The sequence below is a fragment of the Ralstonia sp. UNC404CL21Col genome (assembly GCF_000620465.1).
Classification (GTDB): domain Bacteria; phylum Pseudomonadota; class Gammaproteobacteria; order Burkholderiales; family Burkholderiaceae; genus Ralstonia; species Ralstonia flatus.
The window spans coordinates 864,108-883,044 of sequence record NZ_JIBE01000003.1 but is presented as its reverse complement, the minus strand read 5'-3'; the positions used below and the strand labels follow the sequence as shown (position 1 = coordinate 883,044).

17 protein-coding genes and 1 tRNA gene are annotated in these 18,937 nt (G+C 63.7%); 12 read left to right on the top strand and 6 right to left on the bottom strand.

All coding sequences use genetic code 11. The annotated features are described in order from the left end of the window. The first annotated feature begins 7 nt into the window (after nt 1-7). Nucleotides 8-994 carry a M14 family metallopeptidase gene (locus N511_RS0104215; protein WP_027678149.1) on the top strand — a complete coding sequence of 329 codons (987 nt, stop codon included), beginning with the start codon at nt 8-10 and terminating at the stop codon, nt 992-994. On the opposite strand, the gene N511_RS0104210 is transcribed toward N511_RS0104215, so the two are convergent. Then, nucleotides 991-1,659, bottom strand: a complete 669-nt coding sequence (locus N511_RS0104210) for a TetR/AcrR family transcriptional regulator (RefSeq protein ID WP_027678148.1) — start codon at nt 1,657-1,659, stop codon at nt 991-993. The two genes, N511_RS0104215 and N511_RS0104210, sit on opposite strands and share 4 nt — an antisense overlap. A 107-nt stretch (nt 1,660-1,766) precedes the next feature. Here N511_RS0104210 and N511_RS0104205 point away from each other — a divergent pair, with 107 nt between their 5' ends. Both N511_RS0104205 and N511_RS0104200 read left to right on the top strand, forming a co-directional pair. Next, complete coding sequence (locus N511_RS0104205) at nt 1,767-3,317, top strand: flavin-containing monooxygenase (protein ID WP_027678147.1); 1,551 nt, start codon at nt 1,767-1,769, stop codon at nt 3,315-3,317. A gap of 23 nt (nt 3,318-3,340) precedes the next feature. Then, entirely contained in the window at nt 3,341-4,297 is a 957-nt protein-coding gene (locus N511_RS0104200) for an alpha/beta fold hydrolase (protein ID WP_027678146.1), read from the top strand. 75 nt (nt 4,298-4,372) lie between these two features. Here N511_RS0104200 and N511_RS0104195 read toward each other — a convergent pair. Together N511_RS0104195 and N511_RS0104190 are read right to left on the bottom strand one after the other, a co-directional pair. Beyond that, nucleotides 4,373-4,449 (bottom strand) — tRNA-Met (locus tag N511_RS0104195). 48 nt (nt 4,450-4,497) lie between these two features. Beyond that, nucleotides 4,498-6,201, bottom strand: a complete 1,704-nt coding sequence (locus N511_RS0104190; protein WP_027678145.1) for an MFS transporter — start codon at nt 6,199-6,201, stop codon at nt 4,498-4,500. A 522-nt stretch (nt 6,202-6,723) separates the two neighbouring features. On the opposite strand from N511_RS0104190, the gene N511_RS0104185 reads away from it, so the two are divergent. The 4 genes from N511_RS0104185 (at nt 6,724) to N511_RS0104170 (ending at nt 11,303) form a co-directional block, all read left to right on the top strand. Then, nucleotides 6,724-7,032, top strand: coding sequence for a DUF485 domain-containing protein (locus tag N511_RS0104185; RefSeq protein WP_027678144.1), 309 nt, complete (start codon nt 6,724-6,726; stop codon nt 7,030-7,032). Beyond that, nucleotides 7,029-8,759 (top strand): cation acetate symporter, encoded by a 1,731-nt coding sequence (locus N511_RS0104180; protein ID WP_027678143.1) that lies wholly within the window; start codon nt 7,029-7,031, stop codon nt 8,757-8,759. The genes N511_RS0104185 and N511_RS0104180 overlap by 4 nt, the downstream gene beginning before the upstream one ends. Before the next feature lie 64 nt (nt 8,760-8,823). Then, nucleotides 8,824-10,650 carry a DUF294 nucleotidyltransferase-like domain-containing protein gene (locus N511_RS0104175; RefSeq protein ID WP_027678142.1) on the top strand — a complete coding sequence of 609 codons (1,827 nt, stop codon included), beginning with the start codon at nt 8,824-8,826 and terminating at the stop codon, nt 10,648-10,650. After that, nucleotides 10,650-11,303: a 3'-5' exonuclease gene (locus tag N511_RS0104170; protein WP_442965433.1), complete on the top strand. Its 654-nt coding sequence runs from the start codon at nt 10,650-10,652 to the stop codon at nt 11,301-11,303. The genes N511_RS0104175 and N511_RS0104170 overlap by 1 nt, the downstream gene beginning before the upstream one ends. 9 nt (nt 11,304-11,312) lie before the next feature. On the opposite strand, the gene N511_RS0104165 is transcribed toward N511_RS0104170, so the two are convergent. From N511_RS0104165 to N511_RS0104155, 3 genes are read right to left on the bottom strand one after another with little or no spacing between them, the layout of a single operon-like run. After that, a complete protein-coding gene (locus N511_RS0104165) occupies nt 11,313-11,624 on the bottom strand; it encodes a DUF4212 domain-containing protein (protein WP_027678140.1) in 312 nt (103 codons plus the stop codon). Beyond that, the gene (locus N511_RS0104160) at nt 11,621-13,201 is read right to left on the bottom strand and encodes a sensor histidine kinase (RefSeq protein ID WP_027678139.1); all 1,581 of its coding nucleotides are present in this window, start codon (nt 13,199-13,201) and stop codon (nt 11,621-11,623) included. Before N511_RS0104160 ends, N511_RS0104165 begins: the two co-directional genes overlap by 4 nt. Then, complete coding sequence (locus N511_RS0104155; protein ID WP_027678138.1) at nt 13,194-13,907, bottom strand: response regulator; 714 nt, start codon at nt 13,905-13,907, stop codon at nt 13,194-13,196. The genes N511_RS0104160 and N511_RS0104155 overlap by 8 nt, the downstream gene beginning before the upstream one ends. Nucleotides 13,908-14,172: 265 nt before the next feature. Between N511_RS0104155 and recA the strand changes: the two genes are divergently transcribed. The 5 genes from recA (at nt 14,173) to sucD (ending at nt 18,932) form a co-directional block, all read left to right on the top strand. Beyond that, nucleotides 14,173-15,231, top strand: coding sequence for a recombinase RecA (recA, locus tag N511_RS0104150; RefSeq protein WP_027678137.1), 1,059 nt, complete (start codon nt 14,173-14,175; stop codon nt 15,229-15,231). Nucleotides 15,232-15,325: 94 nt separating this feature from the next. Further along, nucleotides 15,326-15,805 carry a recombination regulator RecX gene (gene recX, locus N511_RS0104145; RefSeq protein WP_027678136.1) on the top strand — a complete coding sequence of 160 codons (480 nt, stop codon included), beginning with the start codon at nt 15,326-15,328 and terminating at the stop codon, nt 15,803-15,805. Nucleotides 15,806-16,096: 291 nt separating this feature from the next. Continuing rightward, on the top strand, nt 16,097-16,723 hold the full coding sequence (locus N511_RS0104140; protein WP_027678135.1) for a DUF2889 domain-containing protein: 627 nt from the start codon (nt 16,097-16,099) through the stop codon (nt 16,721-16,723). Between the two features lie 66 nt (nt 16,724-16,789). Continuing rightward, the gene (gene sucC / locus N511_RS0104135) at nt 16,790-17,956 is read left to right on the top strand and encodes an ADP-forming succinate--CoA ligase subunit beta (protein WP_027678134.1); all 1,167 of its coding nucleotides are present in this window, start codon (nt 16,790-16,792) and stop codon (nt 17,954-17,956) included. Between the two features lie 94 nt (nt 17,957-18,050). Beyond that, nucleotides 18,051-18,932 (top strand): succinate--CoA ligase subunit alpha, encoded by an 882-nt coding sequence (sucD, locus tag N511_RS0104130; RefSeq protein ID WP_009239052.1) that lies wholly within the window; start codon nt 18,051-18,053, stop codon nt 18,930-18,932. Nucleotides 18,933-18,937: the final 5 nt, after the last annotated feature.

The window sequence follows — 18,937 nt, the reverse complement described above, 5'->3', positions numbered from 1 at the left end:
ATTTCGCATGATGACCCTGGAGGCGCTGCGCGCCACGCTGCCGGTCTACCCGATCGAGTTGCACAAGCCTGATATCCGCCGTTGGAAAACCGGCACGCACGGCATCGATTACGTCCATACGTTCGACAGCGGAACGCCCGGCCCGCACGTCATGATCAATGCGCTCACGCATGGCAACGAGCTGTGCGGTGCGATTGCCGTGGATGCGCTGCTGGGCGCCGGCGTGCGTCCGGCACGTGGCAGGCTTACGCTGTCATTCGCCAACGTCGAGGCGTATGAGCGCTTCGATATTAACGACCCCGATGCCACGCGCTTCATCGACGAAGACCTGAATCGCGTGTGGTCAGCCGACAAGCTGGATGGCCCGGGCAACACGCTGGAACTGCGCCGCGCGCGCGAGTTGCGCCCAGTGATCGACACGGTCGATTCCCTGCTCGATATCCACTCGATGCACGAGAAGGCCGAGCCCCTGATGCTGACCGGTCCGCATCCGAAAGGCGTCGCATTGGGCCGCCAGGTCGGTGCGCCTTCGCATCTGATGATCGATGCCGGCCATGCCGCAGGCCGCCGCCTGCGCGACTACGGCGGCTTTGGCGATGCCGCCAGTCCCAAGAACGCGTTGCTGATCGAATGCGGTCAGCACTTCGAGCGCGTGAGCCGCGACGTGGCGCTGGATGCGTGCGCGCGCTTCCTGGTGGCGCTGGGCACCGTCGATGCATCTACGGTATCGGAATGGCTGGGCGTGGCGCCCGCGCTGGACGTGCGCTGCATTCGCGTGACCGATCCGGTCGTCGCCAACTCCACGGCGTTCCGCTTTGTGGACGACTATCGCGGCATGGAGACCATCGCGCGCGCCGGCACCGTCATCGCCACCGATGGCGAATCGAACATCGTCACGCCATACGACAACTGCGTGCTGCTGCAGCCGTCGCTGCGGCACCTGGCGCCCGGCGTGACCGTGGTCCGGCTGGGCAAACCGGAAGGCGGGGCTTAAGCGTCGAGCATGGCGCGCAACGTGCCGAGCACGACCTGGCGGCAGTTGCGCACCATCTTCTCTTCGGGGTCTCGATAGCCGGTCAGAAGCCACGCTGCACCGACGTTGGTCAAGGCGCCCACCAGCGCCAGGCCGATGATGCGTTGGTCGGCGCGCAGCTCGGCGTCGTCGTCATTGTGGGCGCCGGGCAGTTGGGCATTCGCCATGATCTGCCTGCCAAACTCCAGCAGGTTGCGCTGGTAGGTCGCATCCGTTTCGGGGCTCACGCCCATCACTTCCAGCAGCAGCACGCGCGCCGCGCACGGGTCACGCAAGAACGCGAAAAACGCGTGCAGGCCAGCGTCGACGCGCGCTTCCAGCGTGTTGCTGACAGCGGCGGTGGCGTCCGACACCTGTGTGCGCAAGTCTTCGGCATGTTGCTGGTAGGTCGCACGCAGCAGGGCTTCGGTGCTGTCGAACGCGGCGTAAAAGTACCGGTCATTGAGCTTCGCTTCCTGGCAGATCGCGCGTACGGTGGCCTTGCGAAAGCCCACCGTGCCGAACACGCGCGTGCCAGCGCGGATCAACGCATCGCGGCGCTCAGCTGCGCGTGCTTCCGGCGCCACACCGCCATACGGGCGGCCTTTTCTGACGGGTGCGTCGGCTGTTTCAAGTGTTTTCTCCATTTCGCTATTTGACGTCAGGACGCCCGAAAATTAAAGTGGTGACGAATCACACCACATTTAAGGCGAAATTTGCCACGCCCGCAGCCGGGCCGCGAACAGGAGACCGCATGGACACGACGATGGAGCACAGCGCCAGCCGGGCCGCGCCCCGCAACCGGGCAGCCGCGCCGGATACCGACCTCGACGTGCTCATCGTCGGCGCGGGCCTTTCGGGTATTGGCGCGGCGTATCACCTGCGCGAGCGCTGCCCGTCGGCGCGTTTCACCATCCTTGAGGGGCGCGAAACCATCGGCGGCACATGGGACTTGTTCCGCTATCCGGGCATCCGCTCGGACTCCGACATGTTCACGCTCGGCTACAGCTTCCGGCCGTGGCACAGCAACAAGGCCATCTCCGATGGTCAGACGATTCTCGATTACATCCGCGACACCGCGCGCGTGTTCGGCATCGACAAGTCGATCCGCTTCCGCCACAAGGTGACGGGCGCGAGCTGGGATTCCACCGCCGCGCGCTGGACCGTGCAGGCGCTGCGCAGCGATGGCACGCGCGAGGAACCGGTGCAGTTCACCTGCAAGTTCCTCTACATGTGCAGCGGCTACTACGATTACGAAGAGGGCCACGCGCCGACGTGGCCCGAGATGGACGCGTTCCAGGGCCGCATCGTCCATCCGCAGCACTGGCCGAGCGATCTGTCGTACGCGGGCAAGCGCGTGGTGGTGATCGGCAGCGGCGCCACGGCCGTCACGCTGGTGCCCGCGATGGCCGGCACCGCCCAGCACGTGACGATGCTGCAGCGCTCGCCCACGTACATCGTCTCGCGGCCCGAGCAGGATGCCGTGGCCAACACGTTGCGCCGCTGGTTGCCGTCGGGCCTCGCTCACCGGCTGGTGCGCACGAAGAACGTGCTGCTGACGATGTACTTCTACAGCCTGGCGCGTCGCAAGCCGAAGGCATTCAAAGATTTCATCATCCGCATGGCCGGCAAGCAGATCGGCCCCGGCTTCGACGTGCGCAAACACCTGACCCCGCGCTACAACCCCTGGGACCAGCGCCTGTGTCTCGTGCCGGATGGCGATCTGTTCAAGACGATCCGCGCGGGCAAGGCCTCGATTGCGACCGACGAAATCGCACGCTTCACGCCGACCGGTCTGCAGCTCAAGAGCGGTGAACATCTCGACGCCGACGTGATCGTCACGGCCACGGGGCTCAAGCTGAAGGTGCTGGGCGGGGCGGCCATCACCGTCGACGGACGTGCCGTGAATCTGGCCGAGACGGTGTCGTACAAGGGCATGATGTACAGCGGCGTGCCGAACCTGGCGTCGTCGTTCGGCTATACGAACGCGTCGTGGACGTTGAAGGCCGAGTTGATCGCGCAGTACGTCTGCCGGCTGCTCAACCACATGCAGGCCAACGGTTTCGATACCTGCGTGCCGCGTCTTGATGACGAAGCCATGAGCCGCGAGCCCGCCGTCGATCTGACGTCCGGCTACATCCAGCGCGCGGCGGCCATCCTGCCCAAACAGGGTGACAAGCAGCCGTGGAAGTCGTATCAGAACTACGCGCGCGATCTGATGATGCTGAAGTTCGGCACACTGGCCGACAGCGCCATGCAGTTCGAGCGTCGCGCTCAGCCGATCGGCGCGGCACAGCCCGCCTAACCGCCTCCCGCTTTGGGGACACTATGACCAGCATCGTTCTTGGCGTCATCGCGCTTGCCGTGCTTGCGCCTGTTGGGTTCACGTTTTTCATCGCTCGCCGCGTCACCAAGGGTTTTCCGCCCGAAGGCAAGTTCCTCGATGTCGGCGCAGATCGCGTGCATTACACCGATCGGGGCAAGGGGCCGGCCATCGTGTTCGTGCATGGCCTGTGCGGGAATCTGCGCAACTTTGCCTACCTGGATATGGAACGGCTGGCGCGCTCACACCGCGTGATCGTGATCGACCGTCCAGGGGCAGGGCGATCCGTGCGCGGTGCGGATTCGCCGGCCAATATCTACGCGCAGGCGCGCATGGTCGCGCAGTGCATCGAGAAGCTCGGGCTCGACAAGCCGGTGCTGGTGGGGCATTCGCTTGGCGGGGCGATTTCACTGGCGGTGGGGCTGAACCATCCGCAAGTCATTCGCCGGCTCGCGTTGATCGCGCCGCTCACGCATGCAGAGAGCGCGCCTCCGGGTGCGTTCGGGGGCCTGGTGTTGCCGTCGCCGCTGGTGCGCAGGCTGGTGTCATGGACGCTGGCGATTCCCCTGTCGATCATCAACTCCCGCAAGGCCATCGCTGCGGTGTTCGCGCCCGAGGCCATGCCGAAGGATTTCCCGTTCAAGGGCGGCGGTCTGCTGGGGCTGCGTCCGCACGTGTTCTATGCGGCATCGTCGGATCTGGTCGCTGCCCCGGAAGATCTGCCCGACATGGAGCGCCGCTATGCCTCGATGACGGTGCCTGTCGACGTGTTGTACGGCCGCGGGGACCGCATCCTGAACGTCAAGCGCCAGGGCGAAGCGCTCAAGCAGAAGCTGGATCGTGTGAACCTGCGCATCATCGACGGCGGCCATATGCTGCCCGTGACGCAACCGGCGTTGACGACGGATTGGGTGTTGGCGGTGGCCGCCGAGGCGCCTGTGCAAGCCGAGGCGCTTGCGTAATGTGATGACCCCGGCGGTGGCGGGGGATGCAGCAGAAAAGCAAAAAGCCCTGCCGAAGCAGGGCTTTTTGGTATTTGGTGGCGAATCAGGGACTCGAACCCCGGACCTGCGGATTATGATTCCGTCGCTCTAACCGACTGAGCTAATTCGCCGAAGAAGCGGGATTCTACCGTCTTCGGCGAATATGTCAACCCCCTGCGTCAGTCGTTGCGATAAATATCCACATCCTTGGTTTCGCGCACGAACAGCACCCCGATCACGAAGGTGATGGCCGCGATCCAGATCGGATACCACAGACCGTGATAGATATTGCCGTTCTGGGCCACCAGGGCGAACGAGATGGTCGGCAGCAGGCCCCCGAACCAGCCGTTGCCGATGTGATACGGCAGCGACATCGACGAGTACCGGATGCGCGTCGGGAACATCTCCACCAGCATTGCCGCGATCGGGCCGTAGACCATGGTCACGTAGATCACCAGGATCACCAGGATCACCAGCACCATGACCGTGTTCATCTGGGCGGGATCGGCCTTGGCGGGGTAGTTGGCCGCCTTGAGCGACTCGCTCACCTGCTTCTTGAAGTCGGCGATCTTCGTCTTGCTGTCGGCGTCGAAACTCTGACCGTCTGCCGTGCGCGTGGCGTTGAGCGAGCTGATCTGCTTACCCGCGATCGACACCGAGGCCACCGTGCCGGCCGGGCCTTCGACCGTCTCGTAGCTGGCCGACGCTTGCGCCAGCGTACGCTTGGCGATGTCGCACGACGAGCGGAAGTCCACCTCGCGGGCGATCGGGCTGCCCTGGAACGAGCACTCCTTCGGATCGACCGTGATGGTGATCTGCGCGGTCTGCTGGGCACGCTCCAGCGCCGGGTTGGCGTAGTGCGTGAGCGCCTTGAACAGCGGGAAGTAGGTCAGCACCGCCAGCAGGCAGCCGGCCATGATGATCTTCTTGCGACCGATGCGGTCCGACAGCGAGCCGAAGAACACGAAGAACGGCGTGCCGATGGCGAGCGCCACGGCAATCAGCACGTTGGCCGTGAAGGCGTCGACCTTCAGCACCTGCGTGAGGAAGAACAGCGCGTAGAACTGGCCCGTGTACCAGACCACAGCCTGACCGGCGGTCAGGCCGATCAGCGCCAGGATCACGATCTTCAGGTTGCGCCATTGGCCGAACGCTTCCGTCAGCGGAGCCTTGGAGGTCTTGCCCTCGGCCTTCATCTTCTGGAATGCCGGCGATTCGCTCATCGACAGGCGGATGTACACCGACGTGGCGAGCAGCAGGATCGAGACCAGGAACGGGATACGCCAGCCCCAGTCGTCGAACGCCTTGCCGGTCAGCTCGCGCACGGCCAGGATGACGACCAGCGACAGGAACAGGCCCAGCGTGGCCGTCGTCTGGATCCACGACGTGTACGCGCCGCGGCGGCCGTGCGGGGCATGCTCGGCGACATACGTGGCAGCGCCGCCGTACTCACCGCCCAGCGCCAGGCCTTGCAGCATGCGCAGCGCGATCAGGATGATCGGCGCGGTGACGCCAATCGTGCCGTATGACGGAAGCAGGCCGACGATGAACGTCGACGTACCCATGATGACGATGGTGACCAGGAACGTGTACTTGCGCCCGATCATGTCGCCCAGACGGCCGAACACCAGCGCGCCGAACGGGCGCACCAGGAAGCCGGCGGCAAACGCCAGCAGCGCAAAGATGAAGCCCGCCGTGGGGTCCAGCCCCGAGAAGAACTGCTTGGCGATGATGGCCGCCAACGAGCCGTAGAGATAAAAGTCGTACCACTCGAACACCGTTCCCAGCGACGAGGCGAAGATGACCTTCTTCTCCTCCTTCGTCATGGGCGCGGGCTGCACGCGCCCGGCGGGCGCGTTCGGTGCACTTTGCACGGTTGCCATGTTGTCTCCTGTTCTTTTCGTAGGTCGTCCCGCTGGGCACTGACATGACAACGCAAACGCTTTTCGCCCGCGGAAGTGTCAAGGATTGTGGGAGCCGAAACTTACGGCGTTCTGACAAGCATGTGCCTTTCGATGCACCGGATCGGCCGTTGGGATCCCAAAGAAATCAAGCACTTGGTTGTCGGAGTGGAAGGACGGTGCATCGATCTGCCCCTTCGCCTGGATGCGTGCGCTGCATCATCCGACAGCCGGTGGGAGCGTGCCGCGCCAAACGGTGTGCGCACCTGCAGCGAATGTGCAAACGCACAAGTTGCGGGCGCTCGCCAACTCGCCTGGGCGAATGGGAGCCGCCTCGCTCCCCGTTTGCCACTGAACCTCGCCTCCGTTCCTTACGTTGTTTTGCTGCGCTAGGGAAAACCACTATCGCAGTAAAACCGCCCCTGAGAGGGTGAGTAAGAGTTCAGTCAGTTTCACTATCCAGAATCGCCGCACACATTCCAAGAGCAAACCAGGAGACAGGCGATGCAGGATGGATTGGTAGGAAAAATCGAGGCGCATCCGAAATATGCGCAGCTCAAACAGCGGCGCAACAGGCTCGGCCTGGTTCTGACAGTGCTGATGCTGGCCGTGTATTACGGCTACATCGCGCTGATCGCATTCGATAAGCCGTTTCTCGCCAAGCCCGTGGGCGCCGGCGTGATGAGCGTGGGCGTGCCCGTCGGTATGGCGGTCATCATTTTCACCGTCGTCATCACCGGCATCTACGTGCGCCGGGCCAACAGCGAATACGATCAACTGACGCAGGACATCCTGAAGGACGTCGCCAAATGAAGAAGATGCTTTCGATCTTGCTGGCGGCGTTACTGGCCGCAGGCGCCTGCGGAGCGGCCTTCGCTGCGGGCGGTGATGTCGGACAGACCGCCAAGCAGGAAACCAACACCACGGCCATCGTGCTCTTTGCACTGTTTGTGGCCGGCACGCTCTGGATCACGAAGTGGGCGGCCAAGCGTACGCGCTCCGCGGCCGATTTCTATACGGCCGGCGGCGGCATTACCGGTTTCCAGAATGGCCTGGCCATCTCGGGCGACTACATGTCGGCGGCGTCCTTCCTCGGCATTTCCGCCGCCGTGATGACCTCCGGCTACGACGGCCTGATCTATTCGATCGGCTTTCTGGTCGGCTGGCCGATCATCACGTTTCTGATGGCCGAACGGCTGCGCAACCTCGGCAAGTTCACCTTTGCAGACGTGGCGGGCTACCGGTTTGAGCAAGGGCCCATCCGCAGCTTTGCCGCCGTTGGCACGCTGGTGGTGGTGGCGTTCTACCTGATCGCTCAGATGGTGGGCGCAGGACAGCTCATCAAATTGCTGTTCGGGCTGGATTACTGGATTGCGGTGGTGATCGTCGGCGCATTGATGATGGTCTACGTGCTCTTCGGCGGCATGACCGCAACCACCTGGGTGCAGATCATCAAGGCGTGCCTGCTGCTGGCCGGCGTGACGTTCATGGCCATCATGGTGCTGGCCCAGTACGGCTTCAGCCTGGAGGTGCTGTTCGCCAAGGCTGTCCAAGTCAAGACGGCCATTGCGGCCAATGCCGGCAAATCGCCCGACGAGGCCGCCAAGATCGGTCTGGCGGTGATGGCGCCGGGTGGCTTCATCAAGGACCCGATCTCGGCCATCTCGTTCGGCATGGCACTGATGTTCGGCACCGCCGGTCTGCCGCACATCCTGATGCGTTTCTTCACGGTGCCCGATGCCAAGGAGGCGCGTAAATCGGTCTTCTGGGCAACCACCTGGATCGGCTACTTCTACATCCTGATCTTCGTCATCGGCTTTGGCGCCATCACGCTGGTGCTGACCAACCCGGAACTGTCCGACGTGGCCAAGGGCGTCATCAAGGGCGGTGCCGGCACGGCCAATATGGCTGCGGTGCTGGTGGCCAAGACGGTGGGCGGCGATGTGTTCTACGGCTTCATCTCGGCCGTGGCCTTCGCCACGATTCTGGCGGTGGTGGCGGGGCTCACGCTGTCGGGTGCGTCGGCGGTGTCGCATGATCTCTACGCCACGGTCTTCAAGAACGGCAAGGCCAACAGCGCAGACGAACTCAAGGTGTCGCGCATCACCACGCTGGTACTGGGCGTGATTGCCGTGCTGCTGGGCATTGCGTTTGAGAAGCAGAACATCGCGTTCATGGTGTCGCTGGCGTTTGCGGTGGCGGCATCGGCCAACTTCCCGGTGCTGTTCCTCTCGATGCTGTGGAAGGGCTGCACCACGCGTGGCGCCGTCATTGGCGGGTTCCTTGGCTTGATCTCGTCGGTGGGTCTGACGATCGTGTCGCCGTCGGTGTGGGAAGCCACGCTCGGGTATCCGAAGGGCTCGGCGTGGTTCCCGTACACGTCGCCGGCGCTGTTCTCGATGACGATCGGCTTCGTGGGCGTGTGGCTGTTCTCGGTGCTGGACAGCAGCGTTCGCGCCAAGAACGAGAAGGCGTCGTTCGCCGCGCAGCAGGTTCGCTCGGAAACCGGCCTCGGTGCGGCTGGCGCATCGGGTCACTGATCGGCCACTGGCCACGCTGATCGGAGGCGGGTGACGCGTTGCTTCGCCCGCCTTCAAGGCAACCATGCCCAGCGCTTTCAACTTCAACGTCTGGCCGTTCGACTGCCTCGACCAGGACGAGCAGCGCCTGGTGCGCGATGCCGTCGACATCGGCTATTACCCGGAAGGGCAGACCCTCCTCGATACGGGTGCCGCACCGCTGCACCTGTTCCTGATCATCAAAGGCCACGTCGCCCAGTACGACGGCGACGAGCTGATCGCCACCTATGGCCCCGACGATTGTTTTGACGGCCGAGCGCTGGTGGCCGGCAAGGCAAGCAGCCGCTTCGTCGCGGCTGAAGAAGTGGTGGTCTACCAGATTGCGCGCCAGGCAGTGCGTGACCTCATTGCCGCCAACGCCACTTTTGGTGCGCTGCTTTTTTCCGATCTCGGCAGCAAGCTCAGCGCCATCGCGCAGCGGCAAAACATGGAGACGATGCAGTCGTTGGCCGTCTCGCACGTGAGCGACGCCTTCATCCGGCCCGCCCATTTCGTTGATGCCGACACAGACGTAGTCTCCGTCGTCAAGCTGTTCCAGGCACACAACACCTCGAATGTGCTCGTGCGTGATGGCACGGGCAGCCCGCCGCGCGTGGGCATCTTCACACGCAGCTCCTTGCAGCGCGCCGTCCTGCAGGGCACACCGCTGGATCGTCTGCCGGTGGGGCAGATGAGCCAGTTCTCGCTCATCACCGTGCCCGCCTCCGCGCACATCGGCGACGCCCTGACGCTGATGCTGCGCCATCGCGTTCATCGCCTGGTCGTTACGCATGGAGATGAGATTCTCGGCTTGCTTGAATCGCTGGATGTGTTCAGCTTCCTGGCCAACCATTCGTATCTGCTGACCGTGCAGATCAACCTGGCCCAGGATCTGGACGCGCTCGCGCAGGCGGCCGCGAAGATCACGCGGATGGTCGCGCTGCTCACGCGTGGCGGCTCGCGCATTGACCACGTTGCCAGCCTCGTACGCGAAATCAACGCGCGCCTGTTTGAGCGTGCCTGGCAGATGATCGCGCCACCGGAGCTGGTGGAAAACAGTTGCCTCTTCGTCATGGGCAGCGAGGGGCGTGGCGAGCAACTGCTCAAGACCGATCAGGACAACGCGCTGGTGCTGCGCGATGGCTATGTACCTCCGGCTGATCTGCAGCGCATCGTCACGCGCTTCTCCGATGCGTTGGCTGCATTCGGCTACCCGCCTTGCCCCGGCGGCATCATGCTCAGCCGGCCCGAGTGGTGCATGGCCGCGAGTGACTTCGCGCGGCGCATTCGCGAATGGCTGATCCTGCCAAGCCCCGAGGGTCTGATGCGTCTCGCCATCTTTTTCGATGCCCACGCCGTATGTGGCGATGCAGCCTTGCTCAGACAATTGCGGCGGACCTTGCTGGAACTCACGATCGACAATGACGCCGTGCTGGGTCGATTTGCCGCCGCCGTTGAAGCCTTCAGTGTCGCGCCGGGCTGGCGCGATCGCCTGCTCGGGTTTGGCGATTCCGATCCGGTCATCGACGTAAAGAAGGAGGGCATTTTCCCGATCGTCCATGGGGTGCGCAGTCTTGCGCTCGCCCACCAGATACTCGACGAGACCGGCACCGTGCCGCGCCTGGAAGCGCTTGTGCGCGCCGAAGCGGTCGACGCCCACATGGCCGCCGAGCTGAGCGACAGCTTGCACTTCCTAATGTCGCTGCGGCTCAAGGCCGGGCTGGCGGAGGTCGATGCGCGTCAACCGCTGTCGTGCGACGTGCATCTGGCGCGCCTGTCGTCGCTGGAGCGTGACTTGCTCAAGGACGCGCTGGGCGCGGTCAAGCGGTTCAAGGCGCTGCTGCAGCAGCGCTGGCGGACGGAGTGGATGTGATCATCGGCGGCGGTTTTTCTGCCTGGCTGCAGGCACTGCGCAAGCGGCGCCTGCTGCGCAGGTTGCGCGATCCGGCGTTCCGCTTCCTGTTCGACGCTCCGCCCTCAGACGAGTGGGTCGCGCTCGATTGCGAGACCACCGGCCTGAACGTGCGCACCGACGAGATCATCTCCATCGCCGCCGTCCGTATCGTCGGCAATCGCATCCTGACCAGCGAATGCCTGGAGTTGCTGATCCGGCCGCAAGGCGAGATGCGCCCAGAAAGCATCTGCGTGCATCGTCTGCGCAATCGCGACCTGGACAGCGGGATGTCAATCGAGCAGGCCGCCCACACACTGCTGCATTTCATCGGCAGCAGACCTTTGGTGGGCTACTACCTTGAGTTCGATGTGGCGATGCTCAATCGGGTGGTGGCGCCTATGCTGGGCATCGGCCTGCCGCAGCCCAAGATCGAAGTCTCTGCCCTCTATTACGACCATCAATTCCAGCAGTTGCCGCCGTATCGGCAGCAGGGCGATCCCGACCTCGACCTGCGCTTCGCCACCGTGATGAAGGAACTGGACTTGCCGACGTGGGACGCACACGACGCGCTGAACGACGCGGTAATGGCCGCGTTGGCCTTTGTGAAGCTGCGCCATCTGGGAGCAACGTAACGCGCGGTGTCAGATGGACGGCGGTTGGGCGGGTTCCGACGCGTTGCGCTGCACCGCTTCGTCGTGTTCGGCGGCCGCATCTGCAGCGCGGTTGGTGCGCCATGCATACAGTACGGTAATCAGCACATAGACGATGGGCGCACCCTGCGCGCCGACCCAGTACGCGAAGGTCCAGTCCGAGTTGAAGACGTGCATCGACAGGTCGCGCGCAAAAAACGCGATCACGAACGTCACCACAAACCACACCGCGAGCAGCGCCGCGATCCAGCGCATGTTGGCAATCCACCGGCGGCGCGCCGGCGTTCCGGGCGTGATGCTCATGCGGTGGCCTCCTCCCCAGAGGAGGCGCGGTGCAGGGTGATGCGAAAGCGCGCTCCCGCCAGCCGCGGCGACGCCTGATACACGTTGTCGAGCACCTCGATGTCGCCGCCGTGCTGCTGCACGATTTCGCGCACGATGGCCAGGCCCAGCCCACTGCCTTCGGCCTGGGTGCCGAGGATGCGGTAAAAGCGCTGCATCACCCGTTCGCGCTCCGCCACGGGGATGCCGGGGCCGGTGTCGTCCACGTCGATGAAGACGAACGGCTCGAACGGCGCGGTGGTCACGCGCACGGTGACATGTCCGCCGTCCGGCGTGTAGCGGATCGCGTTGTCGAGCAGGTTGTTGAGCATCTCAGCGAGCATCGTCGCATTGCCCGAAATCGTGACGGGCGGCCCAGGCTCTTCGAAGCCGAGGTCGATCTGCTTGGCCCACGCCTTGGGCAGCCAGTCGGCCACCACCTGGCGCGACAGCGCGCAGATATCCAGCGGCACCATACCGTCGGTGGTGCCCATGTTTTCCATGCGCGCGAGCGAAAGCAGTTGCTTGACGAGGTGCGCGGTGCGATCCGAACTGTCGGCGATGTGCGCGAGCGTGCGGCGCAGTTCGTCGGGCGACTGCTCGCGCTGTGCCAGCTCGGCCTGCATGCGCAGCCCGGCCAGCGGTGTCTTCATCTGATGCGCGGCATCTGCAATGAAACGCTTCTGCGTATGCACCGATTGCTCCAGGCGCCCGAGCAGATCATTAAATGACGCCACGAGCGGCGTCAGTTCCTGCGGCGCGGCACCTTCGTCGATGGGGCTGGTGTCGCCTGGGTTGCGCGCGCGAATGCGTTCCTGAATCGCGTTGAGCGGCGCTAGCCCGCGCGTCAGTCCAAACCACACCAGGATCACCGCCAACGGCAGGATCACGAACTGCGGCAGGATCACGCCCTTGATGATTTCGTTCGCCAGTTGCGCGCGCTTGTCGAGCGTCTCCGCCACCTGCACCAGCGCGGGCTTGTCGCCCGAGCCCGGTCGCTGCACGAAGGTATATGCGACCCGAATCTCTGTGCCGTGGATGTGGTCGTCGCGCAGCTGCACGAGGCCGCCCGCGTTGGCGTCTTCTTCGGGCGGCAGCGGGAGGTCACGGTCCCCGGAGACAAACTCGCCGTTGGTGCCGAGCACCTGGTAGTAGATATTGTCGGTTTCGTCCGCACGCAAAATCTCACGCGCCGAGATCGGAAGCTGCAGCGTCACGCGTCCGTTGACTTCGCGCAGTTGCTGGCTGAGCACGATCGCGCTCGATTCCAGCGCGCGGTCATATGGCGCATTCGCAATCGACTTGGCCACCAGGTAGGTCACCGCAATGCTCATCGGCCACAGCAACAGCAGCGGCGCAAGCATCCAGTCGAGAATTTCGCCGAAGAGCGATCGGGCGACGGGCCGCGTGGCGTCGTCTTCGAGGTGGGGGAGGGTGTCGGTGAGGCTGCCGCCGCCATCGCCTCCGTCATCGTGGCCGTCTGCCCCTGGCGCCGTGCCGGCACGTTCGCGCAGCGATCCGCGATGCCGACGCCACGGCCAGGCCAGCCGATCACCCATGGGCGGCGGTTGCGGTGGTGGTCGTTGGCGTGGCCATGCGTTCCAGGCAATAGCCCAGCCCGCGCACGGTCGCGATACGGATGCCTTCCACTTCGATCTTCTTGCGCAGCCGGTGGATGTAGACCTCGATGGCGTTGTTGCTGACTTCCTCGCCCCAGCCGCAGAGGTGGTCGACCAGCTGTTCTTTCGACACCAGGCGGCCGACGCGCGCCAGCAGAATCTCCAGCAGCCCGATCTCGCGCGCCGAGAGTTCCACCACCTGGTCATGGATATAGGCAATGCGCCCGACCTGGTCGAATGCCAGCGGCCCGTGGCGCACGAGTGTGGCGCCGCCGCCCGTGCCGCGTCGCACCAGCGCACGCACGCGGGCCTCCAGCTCGGACAGCGCGAACGGTTTGGCCATGTAATCGTCGGCGCCCAGGTCCAGGCCCTTGACGCGTTCTTCCACGCTGTCGGCGGCGGTCAGGATCAGTACCGGCAGCATGGCCCCGCGCGAACGCAGGCGCTTGAGGACCTCCAGCCCCGACATACGGGGCAGGCCCACGTCGAGAATCAGCAGGTCATAGGTCTGCGCCGTCTGCGCGGACAGCGCCGCGTCGGCAGTCGCCCCGTCGAAGGCTTGGTCGACGGCATAGCCCGCCTGGCGCAGCGAGCGTGTGAGCCCGTCCGCCAGCGTGGCGTCGTCTTCGGCAATCAGGATGCGCATGCGTGTCTCCCCGCGATGCCGGGCAAGATGTCTTGCCCATCCCGCCCGCTACATTGTTTTCGCGCGACAACTGATCTGGAGACTTGTCAAAACCACTGGTTTTTTATACAGTACTCCGAATTCGCGGTGCTGTAGTCTTGGCGGCGCTAAAGTCATGGAATGGGTCGCGTCGGGGCAATCAGCCAGCGGCCCGTTGTTGCAGGCAACCGCTGGAATCGCAAGCCCTTGCGGCCCATTTATACACCAATTTGCACGAAGGACGACCATGGAAGACGGTAAGAAGGCAGCCGCGATGAGCGCAGAAAAGCAGAAGGCGCTGGCTGCCGCGCTCGCGCAGATCGAAAAGCAGTTCGGCAAGGGCTCCATCATGAAGATGGGCGACGCCGAGGTCGAGCCGGTCCAGGTCGTGTCGACGGGTTCGCTCGGGTTGGACGTGGCGCTGGGCGTTGGCGGCCTGCCGCGCGGCCGTGTCATTGAAATCTACGGTCCGGAATCGTCGGGTAAGACCACGCTGACACTGCAAGTGGTTGCCGAGATGCAGAAGCTGGGCGGCACTTGTGCTTTCATCGACGCAGAACATGCTCTTGACGTCACTTATGCCGACAAGATTGGCGTCAGCGTGCCGGACCTGCTGATCTCCCAGCCGGACACGGGTGAGCAGGCTCTGGAAATTGCCGACGCGCTGGTGCGCTCGGGCTCGGTTGACCTGATCGTCATTGACTCGGTGGCCGCGCTGGTGCCGAAGGCTGAAATTGAAGGCGAAATGGGCGACGCGTTGCCCGGCCTGCAGGCCCGTCTGATGAGCCAGGCGCTGCGCAAGCTGACCGGCACCATCAAGAAGACCAATTGCATGGTCATCTTCATCAACCAGATCCGCATGAAGATCGGTGTGATGTTCGGTTCGCCGGAAACGACCACGGGTGGTAACGCACTGAAGTTCTACGCTTCGGTGCGTCTGGACATCCGCCGTATCGGCTCGATCAAGAAGGGCGACGATGTGGTCGGCAACGAAACCAAGGTCAAGGTCGTCAAGAACAAGGTGGCGCCGCCGTTCCGCGAAGCCATTTTCGACATCCTCTATGGCCAGGGTGTGTCGCGCGAAGGAGAAATCATCGACCTCGGTGTGGAAGCCAAGATCGTTGAAAAGTCCGGCGCCTGGTACAGCTACGGTGGCGAGCGCATCGGCCAAGGCCGCGACAACTGCCGTGAATACCTGCGCGAGAACCCCGACCTCGCCCGTGATATCGAGAACAAGGTCCGCGAAGCACTGGGCGTGACGCCGATGGGCGCCGTCGCAGTGGCCGAGGAAATCGGAGAAGAGTAATTGGGTTGGCCGTCGGCGCAGATCGACGGCTCTATCGAGCTTCATACGCCTGCCGTCCCCCAACGGTGGGCGTTTTCTTTTGAGCCTGGAATCTATGCCGCTGCCGCGCCCACCGTTATCGCTGAAGGCTCGTGCGCTGGGCTATCTATCTCGGCGCGAGCATAGTCGTGTCGAATTGCGCCGTAAGTTGGTGCCGCACGCCGAGTCCGTCGAAGAGGTCGACGCGCTGCTGGATTGGCTGGAGAGCCAAAACTGGCTGTCCAATACGCGCTTTGCCGAGAGCATGGTGCACCGCCGCGCGAGCCGCTACGGTACGGCTCGCCTGATGCAGGAGCTGAAAACCCATCAGCTTGGCGCAGAGACGCTGGGCGAGGTCAAGGCGCAACTGCAAAGTACGGAGGCGGCGCGAGCCAAAGCCTTGTGGGAAAAGCGCTTCGGCCGCCCGCCGGCCGACCTGGCCGAACGCGCCAAGCAGGTGCGATACATGATGGCGCGCGGTTTCTCCCGTTCCGTCGTGTCGCGCATCATCGCTGGGGCCGATGAACTGTTGGAAGATGGCGACGAGTCGGCCTGAATGCCGTCGATCTCCCAACAATTCGCTTGGACAATTCGGCTGCGCATGAATCGCGTTGGTTGCACCTCACGCGGTTGTCGCAACCGCTTTCACACTGCATTGCAGCAGGCGACCGGCTTGGTCGTGACGACGTGTTAAAATACTGGTCTTTGATACCGCCCCGAACCTCAATTCTGGTTGCAGGGCGGTATGTTCGTGTGTGGCGGCTGATGCGCTGTCGCATACGTCCCGTAGGCGATGCGCGCGATCCGCGTGTGCCGCCTCCATCGGTCCTATCGGTCTGTCTGGTCCATGCCTCTGTCTGCCCCCGTCCCGCGCGTCATGCGCCACCGCCGTGCCATCACGGTGGAGGCCTATTTGCGGGAAGACGGCCTGTGGGACATTGAAGCGCGCCTGACCGACACCAAGCCTCGCGATATCCCCCTGGCCAGCGGCGGCGTGCGCCCCGAAGGCCAGCCGCTGCATGACCTGTGGCTGCGCGTGACCATCGATACCCGCATGAATGTCGTGGATGCCGAAGCGTGTTCCGATTGGGTGCCGTACCCCACACATTGCGACACGATCGGCCCGGCCTACCGCAAACTCATCGGCCTGAACCTGATGAAGGGTTTTCGAAAGGCCTCGCGTGAGAGACTTGGCGGTGTGGCGGGCTGTACGCATCTGACCGAGCTGTGTGGCGTGCTGCCGACCGCCGCCATCCAGGCCTTCGCCGGCGACGTCTTTCCGGTGCGCGATAACTCCAACGACCTGCGTCCGATCGAGCCTGGCGAAAAGCCGCCTTACCAACTCCACGGCTGCCACGCCCTGCATCTTGGAGGCGAGGTGGTCCGCAAGCATTACCCGCGCTGGTTTGCATACCAGCCCGAAGCCAAGATCCAACCGCCACCCACCGAACTCGCGCCTGAGCCCTCGTCCTGAAGGGCACCGCGCCGTTCGCGTTTTCAATACTCATCACACTTACTCTGCCTAGCAAAGGAAACACGCATGAATATCCATGAGTACCAAGGCAAGGAAATCCTGCGCAAATACAATGTGCCGGTTCCGCGCGGCATTCCGGCCTTCTCGGTCGACGAGGCCATCAAGGCTGCTGAAACCCTGGGCGGCCCGGTGTGGGTCGTGAAGGCACAGATTCATGCGGGTGGCCGTGGCAAGGGCGGCGGCGTGAAGGTTGCCAAGAGCATGGAGCAGGTCAAGGAATACGCCAGCAGCATCCTGGGCATGACGCTGGTGACGCACCAGACCGGTCCGGAAGGCAAGAAGGTCAACCGCCTGCTGATCGAAGAAGGCGCGGACATCAAGAAGGAACTGTACGTTTCGCTGGTGGTGGACCGCGTGTCGCAGCAAGTGGCGCTGATGGCGTCGAGCGAAGGCGGCATGGACATCGAAGAAGTCGCCGAATCGCACCCGGAAAAGATCCACACGCTGCTGATCGATCCGCAAGCGGGTCTGCAAGACGCGCAGGCTGACGACATCGCCCGCAAGATCGGCGTGCCGGATGCTTCGATCGCACAAGCTCGCCAAGCCCTGCAAGGCCTGTACAAGGCGTTCTGGGAAACCGACGCTTCGCAAGCTGAAATCAACCCGCTGATCCTGACCGGCGACGGCAAGGTCATCGCACTGGACGCCAAGTTCAACTTCGACTCGAACGCGCTGTTCCGTCACCCGGAAATCGTCGCTTACCGCGATCTGGATGAAGAAGACGCCAACGAAATCGAAGCCTCGAAGTTCGACCTGGCCTACATCTCGCTCGACGGCAACATCGGCTGCCTGGTGAACGGCGCCGGTCTGGCCATGGCCACGATGGACACCATCAAGCTGTTCGGCGGCGAGCCGGCCAACTTCCTGGACGTGGGTGGCGGTGCCACCACCGAGAAGGTGACCGAAGCCTTCAAGCTGATGCTGAAGAACCCGAACGTGCAGGCCATTCTGGTCAACATCTTCGGCGGCATCATGCGTTGCGACGTGATCGCCGAAGGCGTGATCGCTGCGTCGAAGGCTGTGTCGCTGTCGGTGCCGCTGGTTGTGCGCATGAAGGGTACCAACGAAGACCTCGGCAAGAAGATGCTGGCCGAGTCGGGCCTGCCCATCATCGCCGCAGACACGATGGCAGAGGCCGCCGAGAAGGTCGTGGCCGCAGCCGCCGGCAAGTAAGCCGCCCGCTGACCCAACCATACGCGAACGCGGGCGGCGCCTCGAAGTACGCAACCGTACGACGGCGCGGCTCGCTGCATAAAAGGATTACAGCATGTCGATTCTGATCAACAAAGACACCAAGGTCATCACCCAGGGGATTACCGGCAAGACCGGCCAGTTCCACACCCGCGGCTGCCGCGACTACGCCAACGGCAAGAACTGCTTCGTCGCCGGCGTGAACCCGAAGAAGGCCGGCGAAGACTTCGAAGGCATTCCCATCTACGCGACCGTCAAGGACGCGAAGGCACAGACCGGCGCAACCGTGTCGGTGATCTACGTGCCGCCCGCAGGCGCAGCCGATGCGATCTGGGAAGCTGTTGAAGCTGAACTGGACCTGGTGGTTTGCATCACCGAAGGCATCCCCGTGCGCGACATGATGATGGTCAAGGACAAGATGCGTAAGGCCGGCAGCAAGACGCTGCTGCTGGGCCCGAACTGCCCGGGCCTGATCACGCCGGACGAAATCAAGATCGGCATCATGCCGGGTCACATCCACCGCAAGGGCCGCATCGGCGTGGTGTCGCGCTCGGGCACGCTGACGTACGAAGCCGTGGGCCAGCTGACCGCGCTGGGCCTGGGCCAATCGTCGGCAGTCGGTATCGGCGGCGACCCGATCAACGGCCTGAAGCACATCGACGTGATGAAGATGTTCAACGACGATCCGGAAACGGACGCCGTGGTCATGATCGGTGAGATCGGTGGTCCGGACGAAGCCAACGCGGCTTACTGGATCAAGGACAACATGAAGAAGCCGGTGGTTGGCTTCATCGCTGGCGTGACCGCGCCTCCGGGCAAGCGCATGGGCCACGCCGGCGCGCTGATCTCGGGCGGTGCCGACACCGCGCAAGCCAAGCTCGACATCATGGAAGAATGCGGCATCAAGACCACCAAGAACCCGTCGGAAATGGCACGTCTGCTCAAGGCGATGCTGTAATCGAC